This window comes from Methylocaldum sp. MU1018 (genome assembly GCF_053646775.1).
In genome coordinates this window covers 37,180-58,172 of sequence record NZ_CM132195.1, presented here as the reverse complement: position 1 = coordinate 58,172, position 20,993 = coordinate 37,180, and the positions used below count along the sequence as shown (strand labels likewise).

The window sequence follows — 20,993 nt, the reverse complement described above, 5'->3', positions numbered from 1 at the left end:
CAGAGCAAACGCCCGATCGAACCGGAAACAGAGCGCGGAAGTCCGTTAAAGGATTCTTAAAGACTCAAGAAGCAAAAGGCGGCGCGCGCGGAGCGGCATTGCGGTAGAAATGCGGGGGCGGAGGCGGCGACTCTCCGAAAAAAGGCGGGTCGGCAGCCGGCGGCCGACGGACCGGCGCGGCCGCGGCGGGAAGGCAAGGCTGATCGTCCGCCCCCGGCAAAAGCCCGGCTTTATCGATCTCGCCCCGAAGCCCGGCCTGGATGCCGACGACGATGTCCTGATCGAGCGGCGACACATCGGCCTGAACCAGGTTCTTCCCGCTTTTGGAGAGGAATTCCAATCCCGGCATGTGCAGAAAAGCGTTCGTTTCGCCGGCCGTGTGCGCATGCACCCAAGGCGCGATGACTTGCATCAGCGTCAAGAGGGTCAGGAGGATCAGGCGTGGAACGGGCGTGGTCACCATTCGACAATCGGACGGCCGGTAAATGTTTGAACAGTATAGTCCTGATGGAACGCCGAAAAAAATACGGCGACAAATCGAGCGCCGCAGCGCGCTTTCGCCGGGCTCTCCGAAATCGCCGAAGCCGGCGGGCATAGCGCTCAGAGCAGGTCGCGCCTGCGCGAGGATCGGTCCTGCCGGGTCAAACCCAGACGCCGGGCGATGTCCAGCGCTTCTCGATATTCCGCCGCGGTGATGGGACGGGCCAGCTCCGGCCGCTCGCTCGCCCGGTAGCAGGGATAGTACTGCCCCATCAGATTGAGATAAGTCTCCGTCGAAATCTCGCGGGCGATGAATTCCAGAACCTTTGCCGTCCCGGCCAGTCCGGCCGGAAGAACCAGATGGCGAACCAGCAGCCCTCGATAGGCCAAGCCATTTTCATCCAACCGCAGGTCGCCCACCTGTCGGTGCATTTCCTTCACCGCCGCCCGGTTGACCTCCCAATAATTCCGCACATGGGAATAGCGGTGGGCGATAGCGGAATCGCCGTATTTCATGTCCGGCATGTAGATGTCGATGACGCCGTCCAGCAGAGCGAGCGCCTCGGGGCTGTCGTAGCCGCCGGTGTTGTAGACCAGGGGCAGCTTGAGCCCTCGTCGGGCGGCGATCAGCGTCGCTTCGAGGATCTGCGCCACCACATGGCTGGGCGTGACGAAATTGATGTTGTGGCAGCCTCGCGCCTGCAAGTCCAGCATCATCGCCGCCAGTTCGTCCGGCTCGACCTCGCGGCCCTCGCCCTTCTGGCTGATGTCCCAGTTCTGGCAGAACTCGCAGCGCAAGTTGCACCAACTGAAGAAAATCGTTCCCGAGCCGTTCCGTCCGCGCAGCACGTCTTCTTCGCCGTGATGGGGACCGTAGCTGTAGACGACGGCGCGCGCCCCGGTCCGGCACACCGCGCCCTGGATCGTCCGCCGCCGGTCGACCCGGCAATAGCGCGCGCAGAGATCGCAGGATTCAAGGTGCGCGCGGGCGATGCGGGCCCGCTGCTCCAATTCGCCGCTTTCAAGCAGGGCGAGATAAGCGGCTCGAAAGTCTTTCGGGAGGTTTTTCGCTGAATTCATCCTAAAAACCGCCGTTGAATCGACGAAACGGCCGCTAGGCCACGCCGGCCCTCTCCCCAACCCCTCTCCCGGAGGGAGAGGGGTCAAACGCCCTTCGCCCTCCGGGAGAAGGACCGGGGATGAGGGCTTTTCAGGTTGTTTCCAGCGGCCGGATTCAGGTTCATGGCCGTACGGCTCAAAAAAGCGATCGGCGCCTCGCGCTCTCAACTGTTTGAGACAGGCATCCGGCGGCTTCGTGGCGCGAGGCGGTAAAAAAATTTGCCGCCCGCGGCGGGCTTTTCTCAGTTCAACCCCAGGAACGGATAAGTCCGCAGTTGCTCCCGCGTCCACAGCGAAAGTCCGCCGCGCTGACCGACCGTTTCGACGGCCAGTATGGCATCGGGATCCCGGAAATCGATCCAGCCCGACGTTCCGGTCTCATTCAGCTTGCCCAGCAGGAATTCGTCGAGAAAACGCTCCTCGTTCTGGCTGGACAGGCGCCCGGCGAATCCGCGGCGATGCATGCGCGCGTGGAATCGCGCGCCGGACAGTTCCGGCAGCCAGCGGACGGCGGCCTCCCGCGCTTTCGCCTCGAACTCCGCCGGGGTTTGAAAGCCGAACAGGACCGTCAGGGGAATCGCGCGGGAAATGCACTGCGTGAAAATTTCGGGCTCTTTGGCGGACCAGTCCTTCAGTATCCGCAGAAATCCTTCCGCATCGTCGACTTTCATCACCAGCACATTGAAATAATCGGTTTTCCGCACCGAAGCGATCGGCTCGAGCAGATCGCAGGCGCGCCTGAACCCATGCTCGAACACCGAAACGACGACGTTCCAGTCGTGCATACCGCCTCCTTCGACAGTGGCCCGAAATTCGGAATGGCCGGCCGGCGCGATTCGCCGCGCTTATTGTTCATGGCCGATTCAACCCCGAAAAGTTCCCGCGGAAACGGGGCGGTTCGAACATTCCGGCGTCTTCATCTACGCTTTGACGAGACCGGGCGGCATGAGCCGGGAAAGATGGCGGGCTGTTTCGGCGGTGTTCGGCCGCTTGTTACACTTTGAGGAAGGACTCGGTTCATCGGGAACAAGAATGAAAAAAAGAGTGCTGGCTTTAGGATTTATCCTTTCGACTTCGGCGGTTTACGGAGACTCCGCCGTTTATCGGTCGACGATCGACGGACGCATCGGCCTTCTGATCTCGGTGGAAGCGGACCACGATCGGTTTCGCGGCCGGATCCGGTACGACGGCGGCGGCGCGGAAAGCCTGAGATTGGAGGGAACCGCCGGCCAGGAAGGCGGTTTCGAGTGGAACGAAATATTGCAATCCCGCCACGAAACCGAAGATAAACGCACCGGCACGTTCCTCGGACGCTTCACGGAAAACGGCAAAACGGGCGAGGGAATCTGGAACGGCCCCGACGGCCGGAAACAACGGCCGTTCACGCTGGAGAGGATCGCAACGATTCGGGCCCTGCGCGACGAAGACGTCGATGCCGAGACAGAATACCCGGTGTTCGACGAACCCCGGTTCGCCCGATTGAATGAGCGGCTGGAAGCCGAGGCGCGGCAAACCCTTGCCGAAAACGCCCAGTCGGTGCGTAGCTGGCGCGAGGAGATGCAGGATGTTTCGGAACCGGAAAGGCTCGACCACTTAACGGCACAAACGTCCTGCGATATCCAAATCGCCGGCCCCGATCTGGTCAGCATGCTGTGGACTCATTACGAATACTCCGGCGGCGCTCACGGCAATACGAATTTCGACACCGGCAATTACGTCCTCGGCGCGGAGGGATCGGTTCGGAAGATCGGACTGTGGGACTTGCTGGAAAAATCGCCGAAGACGTTGAAGAAGCTCTCGGCGATGCTGACCGCCGATCTCGAGCGGCAGAAAGCGTCGTGGGTGATCCAGGGACAGATCAAGAACTTCGTCCAAGACTTGGGCAAGGCGTCGATTCCCGTAACGGTGATCCCGGCCGGACTCGTTTTTCATTTTTCACCTTATGCGGTCGGTCCTTACGTCGAAGGGAGTTTCCGGGTAGTCATTCCCAAGCGTTCGCTCGCCGAGTTCCGCCGCCGGAATGGGCCGCTCGCCGCCCACGGGCCGGACTTTTAGATTTTCCTCGAAATGAAGCCGCTGCGTTCCGAAATGCCGCACGGCCCGGAACGTTAGCCGGCGCGGCCGAAGCCCGGCGCCAACCGAGTTCTCCAGCAAGACATCTTGCGTGAATGGCGTTATCTTTTCGAATTCCCGTCTTTTTGCACGAGAATGCACATGCACACTTTCGAATCGGATGGACAAGACGACGGCGCGTCGATCCGCCCCCCGGCCCGGACGCGCGATGCGTAACCTCTGGCGCGCGGACGCCGGTCCGCGAACGATGACGATCGCGCGCCGCGCGCCGGCCCGGAATGCGCCGCCGGACAGACGGACACCGTCGGACCTGGCCGATCTGTCGCCCGCCTATTTCGGCATGGTCATGGCGACGGGCATCGTGTCTCTCGCCGCGCATCTGCTGTCCATGCCGGGCGTCGCGCAAATCCTGTTCCGGCTCAACATGGCCGTCTACGGCATACTGTGGCTGTTGACGCTCGCGCGCCTGATCCGCTATCCGCGCCGTTTCTTCGACGACATGGCCGATCATCTCCGCGCGCCCGGATTTTTCACGACGGTGGCGGGTTCCTGCATCCTCGGGAGCCAGTTCGTGATTCTCGCCGACAGCGTTCGGACGGGGATGGCGTTCTGGTTCTTGGCGATCGCACTCTGGGCCGGGCTCACTTACACGATCTTCACCGCCCTTACGGTCAAGGAACACAAGCCTGCGCTGGATCAGGGCATCAGCGGCGGCTGGCTGCTCGCGGTGGTCGCGACCCAGTCGGTCGCCGTGCTCGGCGCCTTGATCGCCGCCCGCCTCGACGCAGCCTACCGGCAGGAACTGAATTTCGTCGCGCTCTCGATGTGGTTATGGGGCGGCATGCTGTACATCTGGATCATGTCGCTGATTTTCTATCGCTGTACTTTCTTCCGTTTTTCCCCCGGCGATCTCTCGCCGCCCTACTGGATCAACATGGGCGCGATGGCCATCTCCACCCTGGCGGGATCGCTGCTGATCCGCAACGCGTCCGATGCGCCCTTCCTGCTTTCGCTGCTTCCGTTTCTCAAGGGCTTTACCGTTTTTTACTGGGCGACGGGCACGTGGTGGATACCCATGTTGCTGATTCTCGGCGTATGGCGCCACATCTACAGGCGCTTCCCTCTACGATACGACCCGCTTTACTGGGGCGCGGTCTTTCCGCTCGGCATGTATACCGTCAGCACGCACGAAATGAGCCGGGCGATGACGCTCGATTTCCTCGGATTCCTGCCGGCGGTTTTTTTGTACGCGGCGCTGATTGCGTGGGGAACCGCATTCGGCGGCCTCGCTTTCAGCCTGTTGCGCCGGCTTGCCGCGTTCCGGACTTAGCGCAGCATCGGCGAATCCGGCGGTGCCGGCCCCCCGCTCGAGGGACCGGCCGGCCAAAACTGGGGTAAGATGGCCCCGTACCACGGGAGCGAAGCCGTTTTCACCCGGCCGCCGCGCACGGCGCTCGCGGGCGAGGCGGGAAGCCATGCCGGGCATCCTTTGAATCGGTCGAGTTTTCCGTTCCATCGAATCATTCTGGCGAAACCCAGGGGAGGAATCCAAACCATGGAATACAGATCCTTCGGCGGCTCCGGACTGAAAGTCCCGGTTCTCAGTTTCGGCACCGCGACCTTCGGCGGCGGAAACGACTATTTCCGCGCCTTCGGAAGCAGCGATGTCCGGGAGGCCACCCGCTTGGTGGATATTTGTCTGGACGCCGGCGTCAATCTTTTCGACACCGCGGACACCTACTCTCACGGCTTGTCGGAAGAAATCCTCGGCCAGGCCATCGAGGGGCGCCGGGATAAGGTTCTGATTTCGACGAAAGCGACCTATCCGATGAGCGACGACCCCAACGACCGCGGCACTTCGCGCCATCACCTGATACGCTCCTGCGAAGCCAGCCTGCGCCGGCTGAATACCGACTACATCGACATCTACACCATGCACGGCTTCGACGAACTGACGCCGGTCGACGAAACCCTGCGGACGCTCGACGATTTGGTGCGGAGCGGCAAGATCCGCTATCTCGCCTGTTCCAATTTTTCCGGCTGGCACCTGATGAAGTCGCTGTCCCTCTCGGAAAGGCACGGCTGGTCCCGCTACGTGGCCCATCAAGCCTATTACTCGCTGATCGGACGCGATTATGAATGGGAGCTGATGCCGCTGGCGCTCGATCAGAAGGTCGGAACCGCCGTCTGGAGTCCGCTCGGCTGGGGAAGGCTCACCGGAAAGATTCGGCGCAACCAGCCTCTCCCGGCGCAAAGCCGGCTCCACAAGACGGCGGAAATAGGACCGCCGGTACCCGACGAACAGGTGTACCGGGTCGTCGACGCTCTGGACGAAATCGCGGCGGAAACGGGCAAGACCATCCCGCAGATCGCGATGAACTGGCTCTTGCAGCGCCCGACGGTGTGTACGGTGATCATCGGCGCCCGCGACGAGGCGCAGCTCAGGGACAACCTCGGCGCCGCGGGATGGAACCTGACCCCGGAACAGATGGCGAAGCTGGATGCCGCGAGCGAAGTGACGCCGGTTTATCCCTATTGGCATCAGCGGCACTTCCTCGTCAATCCCTGACCCGCGTCCGTGTACGGCGGTCGATGCCGCTCCTCGGGGGAGGCATCGACCCGACCCCGGCAACCGCCGACGATCATCCGGGGAGTGCGGCTTTACTTCGAAACGAGCGAAGCCGTCGCCTCGGAAGGCGGCGGGCAAGGCCGGCATTTCCGCATCCCGGTCACATCCAATCCTTCGCTTTTTTTCGGACCTGGTCGTAAAAAGCGTCCATGACATCGACGAAAGAGACGTCCTTGAGCCAGAACGGCGGAAAATCGCCGCCCTTCTTGACCAGAATGCCCGAGACCGGGGCGGATTCCGGCGGTTCCACCCCGGAGGGCAGTTTCTTGGCGCCGCGCCAATAGTCCCTGGGAACGACGGTCTCCGGCACGGCGACCGGCTGCGGGCGGTTGAAATAGGATTCCGCCGAGCACAGATCTCCCCCGTTCTCGGTCAAGGCCAGGGCCAGCGCCGCGCCCAGGGGCGTCTCCTGGAGCCGCCGGGCGAGTTCGGCGCGGGGCAGCCCGCGCAGCTCGAACAGCAGAAAGGGGTCGTGATCCAGCCGCGAGGCGAGCAGGTAATACAGCGCGGCGATATGCTTGCACGGATTTTCCGGATCGGGACAGGAGCACTGCGCCTTGATGACCTTGCGGCTCCGCGGCAGAAGATCGACCCCCAGCTCGTCGAACGGTTTCTCGATCTCGTCGGGCATTTCATTGAGCAGCAGCCGGGCGAGAAACCCCGCCCGGCTGCCGATCAGCCGGACCGCATTGTCCCAGGCGGATTCCGGCAGGGGCTGAAATTCGATGTGGATTTCGTAGACGGGCTCCTCGTAGAACCCGAGGTAAGGGCTCACCCGCCCCCGCACCCGCGCCCGGAGGCTGTTCCGCTCCACCCGCCATCCGAGAATGCGGTGGGTGCTGAGATACTGGCGCCCGCGCGTCAGCCGTTTCGGATCGACGAACGTCTCCATCGCCTCGATGAAACGCTGGCCCCACCAGGTTTTGCCGAAAGTGCTCACGGTCTACTCCTCCATCACCGCCTGGCGGTTCAGGGCGATCAGCTCCTTGAACGCCTCGTTGTCCAACCGGGTCAGCCAGGATTCGTCGTTTCCGACGATCAGCGAAGCCACCTGTTTCTTGTCCTCGATCATGCGGTCGATGCGCTCTTCCAGCGTGCCGATGGTGATGAACTTGTGGACGAAGACATTCTTGCGCTGTCCGATGCGAAAGGCGCGGTCGGTGGCCTGGTCCTCGACCGCCGGGTTCCACCAGCGGTCGAAGTGAAAGACGTGATTGGCCTTGGTGAGCGTGATGCCCACCCCGCCGGCCTTGAGCGACAGGATGAACACGCCGGGCTCGATATCCGGGTCCTGAAATTCGGAAATCATCCGCTCGCGCTTCGCCGGCGGCGTTCCGCCGTGCAGGTAATACACCGGGCAGCCCAGGGCGTCGCGCAGATATTTGTCCAGACTCGCGCCGACTTCGGCGAACTGGGTGAAGACCAGGGCGCTTTCGGCCTCGGCGATCACGTCGGTCAGCATGTCGTGGAGCCGCTCGAGCTTAGGAGAGCGCTCGGGCGTGAATTCGCTGCCGTCGCGCAGAAACTGGGCGGGATGGTTGCACACCTGCTTGAGCCGCATCAGCGCCGACAGCATCAACCCTTGCCGCCCGATGCCCTCGGTCGTCGTCAGGCGCTGCTCGACGTCCCGCACCACCGCCTCGTAGAGCGAGGCCTGCTCCTTGCAGAGATGGCAGAATTGCTTGTTTTCGACCTTTTCCGGCAAGTCCTTGATGATATTGGGATCGGTCTTGACCCGCCGGAGAATGAACGGTTCGATCAGTTGCTTCAGGGTCTCGGTCTGAACCGGATCGTTGTCGCGCTGAATCGGAAGCTCGTAGCGCTGGCGGAACTGCGCCTGCTTGCCGAGATAACCGGGATTCAGGAAATTGAAAATCGACCAGAGGTCGAGCAGGCGGTTTTCCACCGGGGTTCCGGTCAGGGCCAGGCGGTGCTCGGCATTGAGCCGCAGCACCGCCTTGGTCTGCGCGGACAGGGGATTCTTGATGTTCTGGGCTTCGTCGAGCACGATCCGCGCCCACCGGATTTGGGAAAAGAGCTTTTCGTCCCGCCGGACCAGCGCGTAAGAGGTGATGACCGCGTCGTGTTCCAGGCAAATCTGGCGAAACTTCGCAACGTCCCGAAAACGGCCGCCGCCGTGATGGACCACGGCGCGCAGACCCGGCGCGAAACGCTCGAGCTCTTTCTTCCAGTTGCCGATCACCGAGGTGGGCACCACCAGCAGGGTGGGATCTTGCCGCTTCGGTTCGACCCGCTCGTGGACCAGGCGCGCGATCACCTGCACCGTCTTTCCCAAGCCCATGTCGTCCGCCAGGCAGCCGTTCAGCCCCAGGCTTTCGAGATAGCACAGCCAGGCGAGCCCGCGCCGCTGATAATCCCGAAGCCGCGCGACCAGGCCCGGCGGGTCGTCCACCGGCTGCAAGCGGCTGTGATCGCGGAGTTTGCCCAACATCTCCAGCAACGCCCCCTGGGGATCGATCTCGAACAGATCGGACTCCTCCGCCGACTTCCGCATCAGTTCCGGCAGGCTCATGCCGCCGTCCTCGCTCCGGTGCTTGCGCCAGAACTCCAGCATCGTGCGCATCTTCTCCCGATCCAGCGTGAGCCATTGGCCGCGATAGCGGACCAGCGGCGTCTTGCTTTCGACCAGGCGCTCCCATTCGGCCTCTTCCAGGGTCTCGTTTCCGAGTGCCAATTCGTAGCGGTAGGCGATCAGGTTTTGCAGCCCCAGCGCATGCCGGGTGCCCGAATCCGAGGGCGAACGGCGGCCGGCATAGAGGCGGACTCTGGCGCGCCGGCGGCCTTGCGGGGTCCACCAAGTGGGCACCATCACGGTAAATCCGGCATCCTCCAAAACCCAGGCATCTTCCTGAAGAAACGCGAAAGCCTCTTCCAACGTCAGATCGACGCCGGTGGGGCGCGCCTCGTCCAAGCCTTCCCACAGCTTGGGATAGATCCGGGCCGCCTGCCCCAGTCCGAGCAGCAGATTCTTCTCGAAATCCGGACCGACCGGCTCGGCGAACGCCTGCTTCCCTTCGGCGCTCAGCGCCCAGTATTCGGTCAGCGGCAAGCGCAAGGCCGGATCGCGGCGCGGCGAGAGCAGGATTTCCAAGCGCCAGGCTTCGTCTTCGGAAGACGCTTCCTGCAACCGGAACACCAATTGAAGATCCGCTTCTTCGCGCCGTCCCGCCAGATTGCGCCGCCAGCCGAGCCATTGCCGGTAAAGCTCGACGTTCTCGTCGACTTTCCACGGATGGCCCGCCGGCGCGCCGTTGCGGCAAGCATTCAGCAGCGTGCCCTCGATCTTCCGGCCCAGCTTGGTGGTCGACGCCGCCTGAACGACGGTGCGGTGCACCAGGACATCGGCGCAATGCCTGAGCAGGCTGGTCTTTTCGTAGGCGAGACCGCCGGCCGTCGCGCACACCGGCGGCATCCTTTCGGCCGCCTCCCGGATCAGGCGCTCGTAACTGTCGGAAACGATTTCCCAGCCGGCATAGATTTCATAGCTTTCCGGCTGCACGGCGCGATAGAACAGCGCCGGTATGTAACGATCCTTCACGATCACCGATTTCAGCGACTGCGCAAAGTAATGCCAAAACAGCAGGTCGACGCCCGCCTTTCCCTGCGAGGTCCGGTAAACCGACACGAAACGCAGTTCGCCGAGCTGTTTGAAAGGATGGGCCAGGCGGTAGCCGTCCACTTCCCAGCGCTGTAGCGCCGCCTCGCCGGGCTCTTCGTCCGCGCCGCCCTCGAACTCCGAGGCCGTCAGCGGCAGGCCGCCGACCGTCGGCAGGAGAACCGTCTGCGGCGCGAAGTGGAACCGGCGCTCGTAGGGCGAGATGTCCAGCCCCAGTTCGCCTTCGAGAAAAGCCACCAGCTCCGCCTTGGCGAGACTCCGGGGATGACGGTTCGCGGCTCCCGAGCCCCCGGCCGGTTCGCCGTGATGCTCTACCCACAGCCAGAAATCGCCCGGCTGGACGAATTCGTCGGTACACTCGGGAATCCATGTGCAGTGCAGGACTTTCATGTCGCGTATTTCAGAAGCCCAAAATCGGCTATTTTACCCGGCAAGCGCCGGTTTGCGCCGATCCGTGAATTATTTCTCAGAATCCGTTTAAAGCCGTGACGAAGGACCTCGACCGAGATGGCCGGCGCGAAGGATCCGACGGGCACACGGCATACCGGAGAAAGCCGCCTCATGACGACACGCTCGCAACGGTTCATGAACAGCCCCGGCATCCGCGGCCAACCCGCTTCAGCCCATCCCAAACAATAAAGCATCATGCACGATCCGCCGCAACGCTTATTCATCAGATTGACCGGCTCGTTGCAAGGCGTCGGCTTCCGGCCCTTCGTCTATCGGCTGGCGCTGGCCTCGGCGCTGTGCGGCCGGGTCGCCAACACGCGAGAAGGCGTCGTGATTGAAGTCGAGGGACCCGGCGACGCAGTGCAGCGATTTCTCGCCCGGCTGACCAGCGAATTGCCGCCGCACGCCGAGATCGAGACGCTCGACGCGACTCCCATGGCGCCGGCCGGCTATCGGCGGTTCACCCTGGAACCGAGCGAAACCCGGGGCCGCCCTCCCGTCTTCGTGCTTCCGGACATCGCCGCGTGCCCGGACTGCCTGGCCGAAACGTTCGACCCGGCGAACCGGCGCTACCGCTATCCTTTCACCAGTTGCGCCCACTGCGGTCCGCGCTGGAGCATCGTGGAAGCCCTGCCGTTCGACCGCGAGCGCACCGCGATGAAAAATTTCGGGCTCTGCCCGGCGTGCCGCGCCGAATACGAAAATCCCGACGACCGCCGCTTTCACGCCCAGACCACCAGTTGTCCCGCCTGCGGTCCGCGGCTGGCGCTATGGGACAGCGACGGCCGCGAGCGCGCGGTTCGAGACGAGGCGCTGCGCCAGACGGTTTCGGCCTTGCGCGCCGGGGCCATCGTCGCCTTGAAAGGCATCGGCGGCTTTCAGCTTCTGGCCGATGCCCGAGACGAAGCGGCCGTGGCCCGCTTGCGCATCCGGAAGGCGCGGCCCTCCAAGCCGTTGGCGGTGATGGTCGCGTCGCTGGAGCGGGTCCGGGCGCTCTGTCGAACCTCGCCGATCGAAGAAAACGCGCTAATGGCTCCAGCCGCCCCGATCGTGCTGCTGCGGCGACGGGTGACGGAACAAAGCGCCGTCGCACCGAGTGTCGCGCCGGACAATCCTTATCTCGGCGTGATGCTGGCCTGCTCGCCGCTTCATCATCTTTTGCTGGCGGATTTCGGAGCGCCCCTGGTCGCCACCAGCGGCAATCTGAGCGGCGAACCGATCTGCACCGACGAGCGGGAGGCTTTGTCGCGGCTGGCGAACGTCGCCGACATCTTCCTGGTGCACGACCGGCCGATTCTCCGCGCCCTGGACGATTCGGTGCTGCGCGAGGTGGGCGGCCGGGAATTGCTGCTGCGTCGGGCGCGCGGGTACGCTCCGGTGGTGAAGCTTCGCCGGCCGCTGCCGTCGGTTCTGGCCGCAGGCGGGCATCTCAAGAACGCGATCGCGGCCGGCCTGGGCGACCGGGCTTTCGTCAGCCAGCATCTCGGCGACCTCGACACCGCCGAAGCCCGCGCGAATTTCGCCAGGACGGTCGCCGAAGCCGAAGCCGTTTTCGGAGCGCGGCCCGAGCGAGTGGCCTGCGACCTGCACCCGGACTATGCCTCCGGCCGGTACGCCGAGAGCTGCGGAAAACCGCTCGTCCGGATTCAGCACCACTATGCCCATGTATTGTCCTGCATGGCCGAAAACGACTTAGAGCCGCCGGTCCTCGGCATCGCCTGGGACGGACTCGGGCTGGGCGGCGACGGGACGCTTTGGGGCGGCGAATTCCTGCTGGCGGGAACGAAAGGCTTCCGGCGCGCGGCCCATTTCCGCTCGTTCCCGCTGCCCGGCGGCGAACGGGCGGCGCGGGAACCGCGCCGGGCGGCGCTCGGTCTTTTATACGAATGGATGGGCGAAGCGGCGTTCGAGCGGACGGATTTGGCGCCGGTCTCGGGGTTCGCGCCGCAGGAACTGAAAACCCTGGCGCAAATGCTGAAGCGCGGACTGAACGCGCCGCGCTGCTCCAGCGTGGGGCGGCTGTTCGACGCTGTCGCCAGCCTGCTCGGTCTTCGCCAGATCAACGGTTTCGAGGGCGAGGCCGCGATGGCGGTCGAATTCGCCGCCGAGCAGGCCGAAACGATCGAAAGCTATCCTTTCGCACTGGTCGAACCGCCGGCCGGTTCGTCATCGCGCCGGATCGTCGACTGGGAACCGGCGATGGCGGCCCTGCTGGACGATATGAAACGCCTGCCGCCGGCCGTAGCCGCGGCGAAATTTCACCGAACGCTGGCCGCCGCGGCGGTGGCGGTGGCGGAGGACATCGGAATCGGGCGCATCGCGCTGAGCGGCGGCGCGTTCCAGAATCGCGTGCTGACCGAGCTGATCGTGTCGGCTCTCGAATCCGCCGGTTTCGACGTTTTCCGCCACGGCCGGATTCCGCCGAACGACGGCGGCCTGGCGCTCGGGCAGCTCATGGCGGCCGCCCGGCTTGACAGTCCGTAGCCGGACACCATACTGTCGAACCACGTCGGCCTTCGCCGACCCAAGCCATTCGGATTGAACCATGTGCCTAGCCGTGCCCGGTCAGATCGTCAGCCTGTCGGAAGCGCCGCCGCTCGAACGCACCGGGCGGGTCAGCTTCGGCGGCGTGGTCAAGGAAATCAGCCTGGCGTTCACGCCGGACGCCGCCGTCGGCGATTACGTCATCGTCCACGCCGGCTTTGCCATCTCGCGGCTGGACGAAGCGGAAGCGGAGGCCGCGCTGGCGGCGTGCGCCGCTCTCGCCTCGATCGAGAACGGCTGAGCTCCGGCGCATGAAATATCTCGACGAATACCGCGCGCCGGAAACCGCCCACACGCTGGCCGAAGCCATCGCGGCGACGGCCACCCGGCCGTGGACCCTCATGGAAATCTGCGGCGGGCAAACCCACAGCATCCTGAAATACGGCATCGACCGGCTGCTTCCCGAACGCATCGAACTGATCCACGGCCCCGGCTGCCCGGTGTGCGTCACCCCGCTGGAAAGCATCGACAAGGCCATCGCCATCGCCGGCCGCGCCGAAGTCGTCTTTTGCTCCTTCGGCGACATGCTGCGCGTGCCCGGTTCGCGGCAGGATCTGCTTTCGGTGAAAGCGGCGGGCGGCGACGTGCGCGCCGTCTATTCGCCGCTGGACGCGCTCGACATCGCCCGCCGGAACCCGGACCGGCAGGTGGTGTTTTTCGCGGTGGGCTTCGAAACCACGGCGCCCGCCACGGCCATGGCGGCGTTTCAAGCCGCCCAAACCGGGCTGGACAACTTTTCCCTGCTGGTCTCCCACGTGCGGGTACCGCCGGCGATGGAAACCATTCTCGCCGCCCCGGGTTGCCAGATTCAGGGCTTTCTCGCGGCGGGCCACGTCTGCACGGTCATGGGTCATGCCGAATACGAGCCGATCGCCGATCGCTTCCGGGTCCCCATCGTCGTCACCGGGTTCGAGCCGGTCGATGTCCTGAGCGGCATCTATCGCTGCGTGAGACAACTGGAGGAAGGACGCTTCGAGGTCGAGAACGAATACCGGCGCTCGGTACGGAAGGAAGGCAATCCGGCGGCTCGGGATTTGATGCGCCGGATATTCCGGACAGTCGACCGGCCGTGGCGCGGGCTCGAATGGATTCCGCAGAGCGGACTGGCGCTGAACGACGAATACGCCTTTCTCGATGCGGAAAACCGTTTCGCGGTTCAGACCATCCGGGTGACCGAGCCCGCCGAATGCTCGAGCGGCTCGGTGCTGCAAGGCGTCCTCAAGCCCACCGCGTGTCCCGCGTTCGGCACCCGCTGCACGCCGGAGCATCCCCTGGGCGCGACCATGGTGTCCTCGGAAGGCGCCTGCGCGGCGTATTACCGCTACCGTTCCTCGTCGCCGGCGGAAACCGATGAGCGATAAACTGAAGCCCGAACTCGCCTGCCCCGCGCCGATCGGCCAGTACGATCGCATCGTCATGGCTCACGGCGGAGGCGGACGGCTGATGCAGCAGCTCCTGGAAAAGCTGGTGCAGCCCGCGTTCGCCAACCCTTATCTCGCCGAACGCCACGATAGCGCGGTCTTCGAACTGGGCGGCAGCCGCTTCGCCTTCACCACCGACGCCTACGTGGTCAAACCCTTGTTCTTCCCCGGCGGCGACATCGGCAAGCTGGCGGTCTGCGGCACCCTCAACGATCTGGCGATGGCCGGGGCGAAGCCTTTGTTTCTCAGCGTTTCGCTGATCGTCGAGGAGGGACTGCCCATCGCCGATTTGCAGCGCGTGCTGCACGCCTTGGCCGAAACGGCCGGGGCGGCGGGCGTCCTGATCGTGACCGGCGACACCAAGGTGGTGGACCGGGGCAAGGGCGACGGGCTTTACGTGAACACGGCGGGCATCGGCTCGATCGAGCATCGGCTGCGTATCGCGCCCGCTTCCGTACGGTCCGGCGATGCCGTGCTGCTCAGCGGCGACATCGGACGGCACGGCATCGCCATCATGGCGGAGCGCGAGGGACTGGCCTTCGAAAGCGCCATCGAAAGCGATTGCGCCGATCTGTCGGGACTGGTGCGCGATTTGCTGGCCGCCGGCATCGAGCCTCGCTGCCTCCGCGACCTTACCCGCGGCGGGCTGGCCGGCGCGCTGGTCGAGATCGCGCAGACGGCGAAGATCGCCCTCGAAATTTCGGAAACCGCGATCCCGGTGCGGGAGGACGTGCGCGGCGCCTGCGAGATGCTCGGCTTCGATCCGCTCTATGTCGCCAACGAGGGCCGCTTCATTGCCTTCGTGCCCCAACAGCAAACCGCCCGCGCCATCGAGACCCTGAAACGCCATCCGCTCGGCGAAAACGCGGCCCTGATCGGACGGGTTGGAGAGCCTTCGAACGGCATCGTTACCCTAACCACAGCCTTGGGCACCCGGCGCGTGCTCGATCTTCCGAGCGGCGAGCAGTTGCCGAGGATTTGTTAGGTTTCGAACCGCGACCGGGATCGCCAACGATGCGGTTCCTTCGTCACCGCATCCTACGGCTCTACGACACTTCCCGCTTGGCGATATCTACCCATTCCTTGTTGAGCCGGTAGCTGTGTCTCGATGCGCCTCTGGCGTCCTTGAGAATCTCTTCGAACAAGGCCCGCGCCTCCGCCGTTTGTCCGGTGCGCTTCAGCAGCAGGGCATGGCGGCATTTGACCTCGGCGCCCGCGGAATATCCGGCCAGCGCCCGGTATTCGTCCAGGGCGCGGGCCGTTTCGCCGAGCGCTTCGAGGGCGCGGGCGTAAAGCAGGTGCGCGTCCTGGTTTTCGAAATCCGGATTGGCCTCGAACAGGGTTTCGAGCGTTTCCCGCGCCCGTTCGAAATTTTTCGCCTCGACCAGCGCCGTGGCCAGGCCGAGCAGGAGATTGGGATCGGTGCGGTACATCCCGCTGAGGGAGCGCTCGTAAAGCGCGATGGCATCCTCGATCATGCCGTGTCTGAGGTATTCCTGCGCCAGCGCGCTCCGGTTGCCGATGGTGTCCGACATTTCCAGCGCTTCGCGACGCTTTCGCAGTTCCTTTTGGGGATCGAGCGCCTTCAGCAAGGTCTTCGAACCGCGCCGGGCGGCGCGGCTCTGGATGACTTCCGGGAGCAGCACCATCACCGAATAGAGAATGCAGCCGAGCAACGGCAGAAAGATGATCAGGAACACCCAGAAGAGCGACTGGCCGCGGCGGATCGCATGGACGGCGAATCCGATCTGGATGAACAACATGAAAATTCCGGCAAATTCCATCATTAAAAACAAACGGCAAAAATCTGATCGTATCATGTATGAGGTATGCCGAATCGGCGGCGTCCGCACGCGGACGATTTACGGAGTGACCCGATCGTGAAATCCGCGCAACGGCCGGGCGCCATCGTGGTCCTCCTCGGAGTCTCGGGCTCCGGAAAATCGACCGTCGGAAAACGGTTGGCCGAACGCCTCCGCTGGCCGTTCTTCGACGGGGACGACTTCCACCCCGAGACGAACATCGCGAAAATGGCGCGCCGTCAGCCTTTGACCGATGCAGATCGGGAACCCTGGCTCGACCGGCTCGCCGAGCTGATCGAAACGTCGATAGCCGCGGGACAATCCGCCGTCATCGCCTGCTCCGCGCTCCGGCAGACATATCGGAAGCGCCTTGCGCGCGGACACCGCGAAGTGGTTTTCGTGTATCTGAAAGGTTCGTTCGGGCTGATTCGCGACCGGCTCGCGCGCCGGCGCGGGCATTTCATGACGGCGGACCTGCTTCCCAGCCAATTCGCGGCGATCGAGGAACCCGCCGACGCCATCGCGGTCGATATCCGCGAATCGCCGGATGCCATCGCGGAGACCCTCGTCCGTCGTCTCGAAGACCGGCTCGGCGGCCTTCCGCGAAATACTTAGGGGAAGCTCCGAACAAGCTGATTCCGTTCGTCCTGAGTCCTTCGACCCGGCTCAGGATAGGCCTGTCGACGGACTTCATCGCAGCGTCCCTAAGTATTTTCAACGGCCGGCGCAGGTTGCCGTTCATACCGCCTCTACCTACAATCGGAGCCTTGTCCATCATCTGATTATCAGGGAGAAGATTATGCTGATGTTGTCCGTTGCGATTTTTACCTTGGTGGCGGTCATGGGGGCAGGTATGGGCATCGACGCCTTCAAGGGGCGCGGCAGCGCCCGGTCGTTCGCGTTGACGCACGGCGGCCTGGCGCTGCTGGGGTCGACTCTGGTGATCATGGCCGCATTGCAAGGCAACGCCCATCTCTACCTCGTCGTCGGCCTGGCGCTCGTCATCATCGCCGCCGGACTGTACATCTCGTTTAAACGGGCCAAGGGCATTCAACCCAGAGCCTTGATTCTGCTGCACGGCGGAATCGCGGCGACGTGCTACGGAATTCTGGCCTATTACGCGCTGTACCCTTGATTTCGGACGGTCGGCACTCCAAATTCGGGATGCCGACCGTCGTCGCTTTCACAACCGATCATTCGTATCCCGGGGTAAAATACCCGCTTGACCATGCTCATCCCTCCCCCGCTCAGCCTTTACATCCACCTGCCCTGGTGCGTGCGAAAATGCCCGTATTGCGACTTCAACTCGCATGCGGCGGACGATGCGCTGCCCGAGCGCGAATACGTGGCGGCGCTGCTCGCCGATCTCGAACGGCAGGCAACGTCGGTCGCGGGACGCCGGGTAGAGACGATATTCATCGGCGGCGGCACCCCGAGTCTGTTCGGCCCGGCCGCGATTCAAGCGCTTTTACAGGGGATTCGGTCGCGGATCGACGTGGCGGCCGATGCCGAAATCACGATGGAAGCCAATCCCGGGACCGTCGAAATCGGCAAGTTCGAGGGCTTTCGCGAGGCCGGCGTAAACCGCCTGTCGATCGGCGTCCAGAGCTTTCACGACGCGCATCTGAAAAAACTGGGCCGCATCCACGGCAGCCGCGAGGCGCGGCGCGCCGCCGAAGCCGCCCGCGCGGCGGGGTTCGGGAACTTCAACCTGGACCTGATGTTCGGCCTGCCGGACCAGACGGTCGACGACGCGCTGACCGACGTTCGAACCGCGATCGGCCTGAACCCGACCCATATCTCGTTCTATCAGCTCACCCTGGAACCCAACACCGTGTTCCACAAATATCCGCCGCGCCTGCCGGAAGACGACCGCATCTGGACCATCCAGCAAAGCTGCCAGGCGCTCCTGGCGGAGCACGGCTATCGCCAGTACGAGGTGTCCGCCTACGCCCGCGAGGATTTCCGCTGTCGGCACAACCTCAATTACTGGCGCTTCGGGGATTATCTGGGGATAGGCGCAGGCGCTCACGGCAAGATCACCGACGCGGCCGAACGAACCGTAACCCGGACCTGGAAAATCAAGCACCCGCAGCATTATCTCGAGTTCGCCGGCCGACCGGACCGGCAGGGCGGACAAGCCGTGGTCCCGCGGGACGATTTGCCGTTCGAATTCCTGATGAACCATCTGCGCCTCCGCGAAGGCTTCGCCGAAGCGGTGTTCGGCGAACGCACCGGATCATCCCTGGATGCGCTCGAACCGGAACTGTCCGGCTGCATCGCCGCCGAACTGCTGGAGCGGCGCGACGGCGCCGTTCGCTGCACCGACGCCGGCTGGAACTTTCTGGACAATGTGTTGCAGCGTTTTCTGAAATAACCCGATCAGCCTTATGCCCGCTTCATTTTCCCCAACGCCCGCCGCCGACCCGAACGCCTCGCTGGTCCGGCCGACGCTCGAAGATCTGATCCGCCTCAGCCAGCCCGCGGCCGGACTCGCGCTGGCCCGGCCGACCGCGCGCGCCTTGCAGAGCGGCCAATATCTCTCGGCCTTCAAGGGGCGCGGCATGGAATTCGACGAAACGCGGCCCTACACCCAGGGCGACGATGCGCGCAATCTGGATTGGCGCGTCACGGCGCGCACCGGCAAGCCGCATACCAAGCTTTTCCGCGAAGAGCGGGAACGCCCGGTATTCCTGACGGTGGATTACCGCTCCTCGATGTTTTTCGCGACCCGGGGCATGTTCAAATCGGTCATGGCCGCCCGGCTCGCCGCGCTCATCGCCTGGAGCGCCCGCCGCCACGGCGATCGCATCGGCGGACAAATTTTCTCCGAGGCCGAAAGCGTCGAACTCAAGCCGGAGCACGGCCACCGCTCGGTGTTGAGACTGCTCAAAACGCTGGTCGACCAGGCGAATCCCCAAACCGCGGGCGCACCGGACGCCGCCCTGCAAGACGCCCTGATGCGCTTGCCGCGCCACGCCCGTCCGGGCAGCCTAGTGTTCGTGTTCAGCGATTTCCGGCAGTTGACCGCGGCCGGCGAAGCCAGCCTAAGCCGGCTGTCCCGCCATTGCGACCTGGTGCTGGTGTTCATCTTCGATCCCTTGGAACAACGCCTGCCCACGGGTTCTCGCCGGTTCAGCGACGGCCGCCGCGATGTCGTGCTGAATGCCGATGCGCGAACCGTCGACGCCTACGAACGCTCTTTCCAAGCCCGGGAGGAACGCCTGCGCGAACTGGCCCGCCGGCACGGCGTGCGCCTCGTCCCCTGCCGGACCACGGACGAGCCTTTTCTCGTGCTGCAGCAAAGCCGCCGTCCAACCTTTCTTCGCGCCTGATCATGGAAACCCTGCCGTTACGCGACATTCATCTGCCCGACCCGATAGGCTGGTGGCCGCCCGCCATCGGCTGGTGGATCGTCCTGGCCGCAAGCCTTCTGCTGATCGCCGCCGCGGCATGGGCAATTCGCCGCTGGCGGCAAAGCACCGTGGCGAAGCTCGCCTTGCGGGAATTGAACGCGCTGCACGCGGACCCGACGCTGGCGACGACCGAAAAACTGAAAAGGCTGTCCGCTCTGCTGCGGCGGGCCAGCCTGAGCGCCTATCCCCGGGAAGACGTGGCGGGGCTTACCGGCGAAGCCTGGCTGGAATGGCTCGACCGGCCGCTCGGGCGTCCGCGCTTCTCGCAAGGCGCCGGCCGGGTGCTGCTCGACACGCCGTACCGACCGATGGGCGAAGCGGACATGGACAGCCTGGCGGCGCTGTGTCGCGACTGGCTGAAAGCCCTGCCCCGGACCGTCGTCCCGCCCCGAAAAAAAACCGCCGTTAGCGGAGCGCCGAAACAATCATGATCGAATTCGCCTGGATCTGGGTTTTTCTCGCTTTACCCTTGCCCTGGCTGATCCGCCGCTGGCTGCCGGCGGCGCCGGAGCCGGGCCGCGCGGCGCTGCGGACGCCGTTTCTCGAAGAATTCGAAGGTCTCCCGTCCGGCCAGGGCGCCGTCCGGGTCAAGCCTTACGCGCTCTGGATCGCCCTGACCGGCTGGACGTTGCTGGTCGCCGCCGCGGCCCGGCCGCAGTGGCTCGGCGAACCCCTCGAACAGTCCGTGAGCGGACGCGATCTGATGCTGGCGGTGGATCTTTCCGGCAGCATGGAAATCGAGGATTTCTTTCTCGAAGGCCGCGCCGTAGACCGCCTCACCGCGACGCAATGGGTAGCCGGCCAGTTCATCGAGCGGCGCGTGGGCGATCGCATCGGCCTGATCCTGTTCGGCGAAAAAGCCTATCTGCAAGCCCCGCTGACCTTCGACCGCACCACGGTGCACATTTTGCTGGACGAGGCCGCGATCGGCCTCGCCGGCGACAAGACCGCGATCGGCGACGCGATCGGCCTCGCCGCCAAGCGGCTGAGGGACAATCCCGCCGAACAGCGGGTGCTGATCCTGCTCAGCGACGGAGCCAACACCGCCGGCGCGGTCTCGCCCATGCAGGCGGCCGAATTGGCGGCGCGCGAGAAGCTCAAGATCTATACCATAGGCGTCGGCGCCGACCAGATGGTCGTCAGCGATATTTTCGGCACGCGCCGCGTGAATCCGTCCAAGGATCTCGACGAAGAAACCATGAACAGCATCGCCGAAAAGACCGGCGGCCGCTATTTCCGCGCACGGGACACCAACGAACTGGAACAGATCTACGCGCTGCTGGACGAGTTGGAGCCGGTGGAACGGGCCAAGCGCTTTTACCGCCCGCGGACCGAGCTCTATCCCTGGCCGCTGGCGGCCTCGCTGTTGCTGGCGGGCGTGCTGGCCATAGTCAGGCTGCGCGAATGAGAAGCCGTGACAAC

The 20,993-nt window shown here is 64.3% G+C and carries 19 protein-coding genes; 13 read left to right on the top strand and 6 right to left on the bottom strand.

Translation table 11 applies throughout. The features are described from left to right. Nucleotides 1–64: 64 nt before the first annotated feature. From ACWJKU_RS00255 to ACWJKU_RS00245, 3 genes are all read right to left on the bottom strand, one after another. Nucleotides 65–463 carry a hypothetical protein gene (locus tag ACWJKU_RS00255; RefSeq protein ID WP_454144913.1) on the bottom strand — a complete coding sequence of 133 codons (399 nt, stop codon included), beginning with the start codon at nucleotides 461–463 and terminating at the stop codon, nucleotides 65–67. A 137-nt stretch (nucleotides 464–600) separates the two neighbouring features. Beyond that, nucleotides 601–1,560, bottom strand: a complete 960-nt coding sequence (locus ACWJKU_RS00250) for a radical SAM protein (RefSeq protein WP_454144911.1) — start codon at nucleotides 1,558–1,560, stop codon at nucleotides 601–603. Between the two features lie 281 nt (nucleotides 1,561–1,841). Beyond that, nucleotides 1,842–2,384 (bottom strand): hypothetical protein, encoded by a 543-nt coding sequence (locus ACWJKU_RS00245; protein ID WP_454144909.1) that lies wholly within the window; start codon nucleotides 2,382–2,384, stop codon nucleotides 1,842–1,844. Between the two features lie 247 nt (nucleotides 2,385–2,631). On the opposite strand from ACWJKU_RS00245, the gene ACWJKU_RS00240 reads away from it, so the two are divergent. The 3 genes from ACWJKU_RS00240 to ACWJKU_RS00230 all read left to right on the top strand — a co-directional run bounded on the left by ACWJKU_RS00240 (nucleotide 2,632) and on the right by ACWJKU_RS00230 (nucleotide 6,241). Continuing rightward, nucleotides 2,632–3,654, top strand: coding sequence for a DUF3298 domain-containing protein (locus ACWJKU_RS00240; protein WP_454144907.1), 1,023 nt, complete (start codon nucleotides 2,632–2,634; stop codon nucleotides 3,652–3,654). A 226-nt stretch (nucleotides 3,655–3,880) separates the two neighbouring features. Next, nucleotides 3,881–5,002: a tellurite resistance/C4-dicarboxylate transporter family protein gene (locus ACWJKU_RS00235; RefSeq protein WP_454144905.1), complete on the top strand. Its 1,122-nt coding sequence runs from the start codon at nucleotides 3,881–3,883 to the stop codon at nucleotides 5,000–5,002. A 225-nt stretch (nucleotides 5,003–5,227) separates the two neighbouring features. Next, nucleotides 5,228–6,241, top strand: a complete 1,014-nt coding sequence (locus ACWJKU_RS00230) for an aldo/keto reductase (protein WP_454144903.1) — start codon at nucleotides 5,228–5,230, stop codon at nucleotides 6,239–6,241. 160 nt (nucleotides 6,242–6,401) lie between these two features. On the opposite strand, the gene ACWJKU_RS00225 is transcribed toward ACWJKU_RS00230, so the two are convergent. Together ACWJKU_RS00225 and ACWJKU_RS00220 are read right to left on the bottom strand one after the other, a co-directional pair. Further along, complete coding sequence (locus ACWJKU_RS00225; RefSeq protein ID WP_454144901.1) at nucleotides 6,402–7,241, bottom strand: SWIM zinc finger family protein; 840 nt, start codon at nucleotides 7,239–7,241, stop codon at nucleotides 6,402–6,404. Nucleotides 7,242–7,244: 3 nt separating this feature from the next. Continuing rightward, entirely contained in the window at nucleotides 7,245–10,328 is a 3,084-nt protein-coding gene (locus ACWJKU_RS00220) for a DEAD/DEAH box helicase (protein ID WP_454144899.1), read from the bottom strand. A 255-nt stretch (nucleotides 10,329–10,583) separates the two neighbouring features. Here ACWJKU_RS00220 and hypF point away from each other — a divergent pair, with 255 nt between their 5' ends. From hypF to hypE, 4 genes are all read left to right on the top strand, one after another. Continuing rightward, nucleotides 10,584–12,872, top strand: a complete 2,289-nt coding sequence (gene hypF, locus ACWJKU_RS00215; RefSeq protein WP_454144897.1) for a carbamoyltransferase HypF — start codon at nucleotides 10,584–10,586, stop codon at nucleotides 12,870–12,872. A gap of 61 nt (nucleotides 12,873–12,933) precedes the next feature. Continuing rightward, nucleotides 12,934–13,173, top strand: coding sequence for a HypC/HybG/HupF family hydrogenase formation chaperone (locus tag ACWJKU_RS00210; RefSeq protein WP_454144895.1), 240 nt, complete (start codon nucleotides 12,934–12,936; stop codon nucleotides 13,171–13,173). 10 nt (nucleotides 13,174–13,183) lie between these two features. Then, on the top strand, nucleotides 13,184–14,293 hold the full coding sequence (gene hypD, locus ACWJKU_RS00205) for a hydrogenase formation protein HypD (RefSeq protein ID WP_454144893.1): 1,110 nt from the start codon (nucleotides 13,184–13,186) through the stop codon (nucleotides 14,291–14,293). Next, nucleotides 14,283–15,338 carry a hydrogenase expression/formation protein HypE gene (gene hypE, locus ACWJKU_RS00200; protein ID WP_454144891.1) on the top strand — a complete coding sequence of 352 codons (1,056 nt, stop codon included), beginning with the start codon at nucleotides 14,283–14,285 and terminating at the stop codon, nucleotides 15,336–15,338. Before hypD ends, hypE begins: the two co-directional genes overlap by 11 nt. Nucleotides 15,339–15,399: 61 nt before the next feature. On the opposite strand, the gene ACWJKU_RS00195 is transcribed toward hypE, so the two are convergent. Then, a complete protein-coding gene (locus ACWJKU_RS00195; RefSeq protein ID WP_454144889.1) occupies nucleotides 15,400–16,116 on the bottom strand; it encodes a tetratricopeptide repeat protein in 717 nt (238 codons plus the stop codon). Between the two features lie 117 nt (nucleotides 16,117–16,233). On the opposite strand from ACWJKU_RS00195, the gene ACWJKU_RS00190 reads away from it, so the two are divergent. The 6 genes from ACWJKU_RS00190 (at nucleotide 16,234) to ACWJKU_RS00165 (ending at nucleotide 20,979) form a co-directional block, all read left to right on the top strand. After that, complete coding sequence (locus ACWJKU_RS00190) at nucleotides 16,234–16,770, top strand: gluconokinase (protein WP_454144887.1); 537 nt, start codon at nucleotides 16,234–16,236, stop codon at nucleotides 16,768–16,770. Between the two features lie 184 nt (nucleotides 16,771–16,954). Next, complete coding sequence (locus tag ACWJKU_RS00185; protein WP_454144885.1) at nucleotides 16,955–17,290, top strand: hypothetical protein; 336 nt, start codon at nucleotides 16,955–16,957, stop codon at nucleotides 17,288–17,290. A 93-nt stretch (nucleotides 17,291–17,383) separates the two neighbouring features. Beyond that, entirely contained in the window at nucleotides 17,384–18,532 is a 1,149-nt protein-coding gene (hemW, locus tag ACWJKU_RS00180) for a radical SAM family heme chaperone HemW (protein WP_454148192.1), read from the top strand. A gap of 13 nt (nucleotides 18,533–18,545) precedes the next feature. Continuing rightward, the gene (locus ACWJKU_RS00175) at nucleotides 18,546–19,490 is read left to right on the top strand and encodes a DUF58 domain-containing protein (protein WP_454144883.1); all 945 of its coding nucleotides are present in this window, start codon (nucleotides 18,546–18,548) and stop codon (nucleotides 19,488–19,490) included. Nucleotides 19,491–19,492: 2 nt separating this feature from the next. After that, nucleotides 19,493–20,002 carry a DUF4381 domain-containing protein gene (locus ACWJKU_RS00170; protein ID WP_454144881.1) on the top strand — a complete coding sequence of 170 codons (510 nt, stop codon included), beginning with the start codon at nucleotides 19,493–19,495 and terminating at the stop codon, nucleotides 20,000–20,002. Beyond that, the gene (locus tag ACWJKU_RS00165) at nucleotides 19,999–20,979 is read left to right on the top strand and encodes a vWA domain-containing protein (protein WP_454144879.1); all 981 of its coding nucleotides are present in this window, start codon (nucleotides 19,999–20,001) and stop codon (nucleotides 20,977–20,979) included. The genes ACWJKU_RS00170 and ACWJKU_RS00165 overlap by 4 nt, the downstream gene beginning before the upstream one ends. Nucleotides 20,980–20,993 lie beyond the last annotated feature (14 nt).

Coding starts and splice junctions, on each gene's coding strand:
- hemW (WP_454148192.1), top strand. CDS start 17,384: ATGCTCATCCCTCCCCCGCTCAGCCTTTACATCCACCTGCCCTGGTGC.
- ACWJKU_RS00185 (WP_454144885.1), top strand. CDS start 16,955: ATGCTGATGTTGTCCGTTGCGATTTTTACCTTGGTGGCGGTCATGGGG.
- ACWJKU_RS00250 (WP_454144911.1), bottom strand. CDS start 1,560: ATGAATTCAGCGAAAAACCTCCCGAAAGACTTTCGAGCCGCTTATCTC.
- ACWJKU_RS00195 (WP_454144889.1), bottom strand. CDS start 16,116: ATGTTGTTCATCCAGATCGGATTCGCCGTCCATGCGATCCGCCGCGGC.
- ACWJKU_RS00220 (WP_454144899.1), bottom strand. CDS start 10,328: ATGAAAGTCCTGCACTGCACATGGATTCCCGAGTGTACCGACGAATTC.
- ACWJKU_RS00230 (WP_454144903.1), top strand. CDS start 5,228: ATGGAATACAGATCCTTCGGCGGCTCCGGACTGAAAGTCCCGGTTCTC.
- ACWJKU_RS00170 (WP_454144881.1), top strand. CDS start 19,493: ATGGAAACCCTGCCGTTACGCGACATTCATCTGCCCGACCCGATAGGC.
- ACWJKU_RS00245 (WP_454144909.1), bottom strand. CDS start 2,384: ATGCACGACTGGAACGTCGTCGTTTCGGTGTTCGAGCATGGGTTCAGG.
- ACWJKU_RS00240 (WP_454144907.1), top strand. CDS start 2,632: ATGAAAAAAAGAGTGCTGGCTTTAGGATTTATCCTTTCGACTTCGGCG.
- hypF (WP_454144897.1), top strand. CDS start 10,584: ATGCACGATCCGCCGCAACGCTTATTCATCAGATTGACCGGCTCGTTG.
- ACWJKU_RS00165 (WP_454144879.1), top strand. CDS start 19,999: ATGATCGAATTCGCCTGGATCTGGGTTTTTCTCGCTTTACCCTTGCCC.
- hypD (WP_454144893.1), top strand. CDS start 13,184: ATGAAATATCTCGACGAATACCGCGCGCCGGAAACCGCCCACACGCTG.
- ACWJKU_RS00210 (WP_454144895.1), top strand. CDS start 12,934: ATGTGCCTAGCCGTGCCCGGTCAGATCGTCAGCCTGTCGGAAGCGCCG.
- ACWJKU_RS00255 (WP_454144913.1), bottom strand. CDS start 463: ATGGTGACCACGCCCGTTCCACGCCTGATCCTCCTGACCCTCTTGACG.
- ACWJKU_RS00175 (WP_454144883.1), top strand. CDS start 18,546: ATGCCCGCTTCATTTTCCCCAACGCCCGCCGCCGACCCGAACGCCTCG.
- ACWJKU_RS00235 (WP_454144905.1), top strand. CDS start 3,881: ATGCGTAACCTCTGGCGCGCGGACGCCGGTCCGCGAACGATGACGATC.
- hypE (WP_454144891.1), top strand. CDS start 14,283: ATGAGCGATAAACTGAAGCCCGAACTCGCCTGCCCCGCGCCGATCGGC.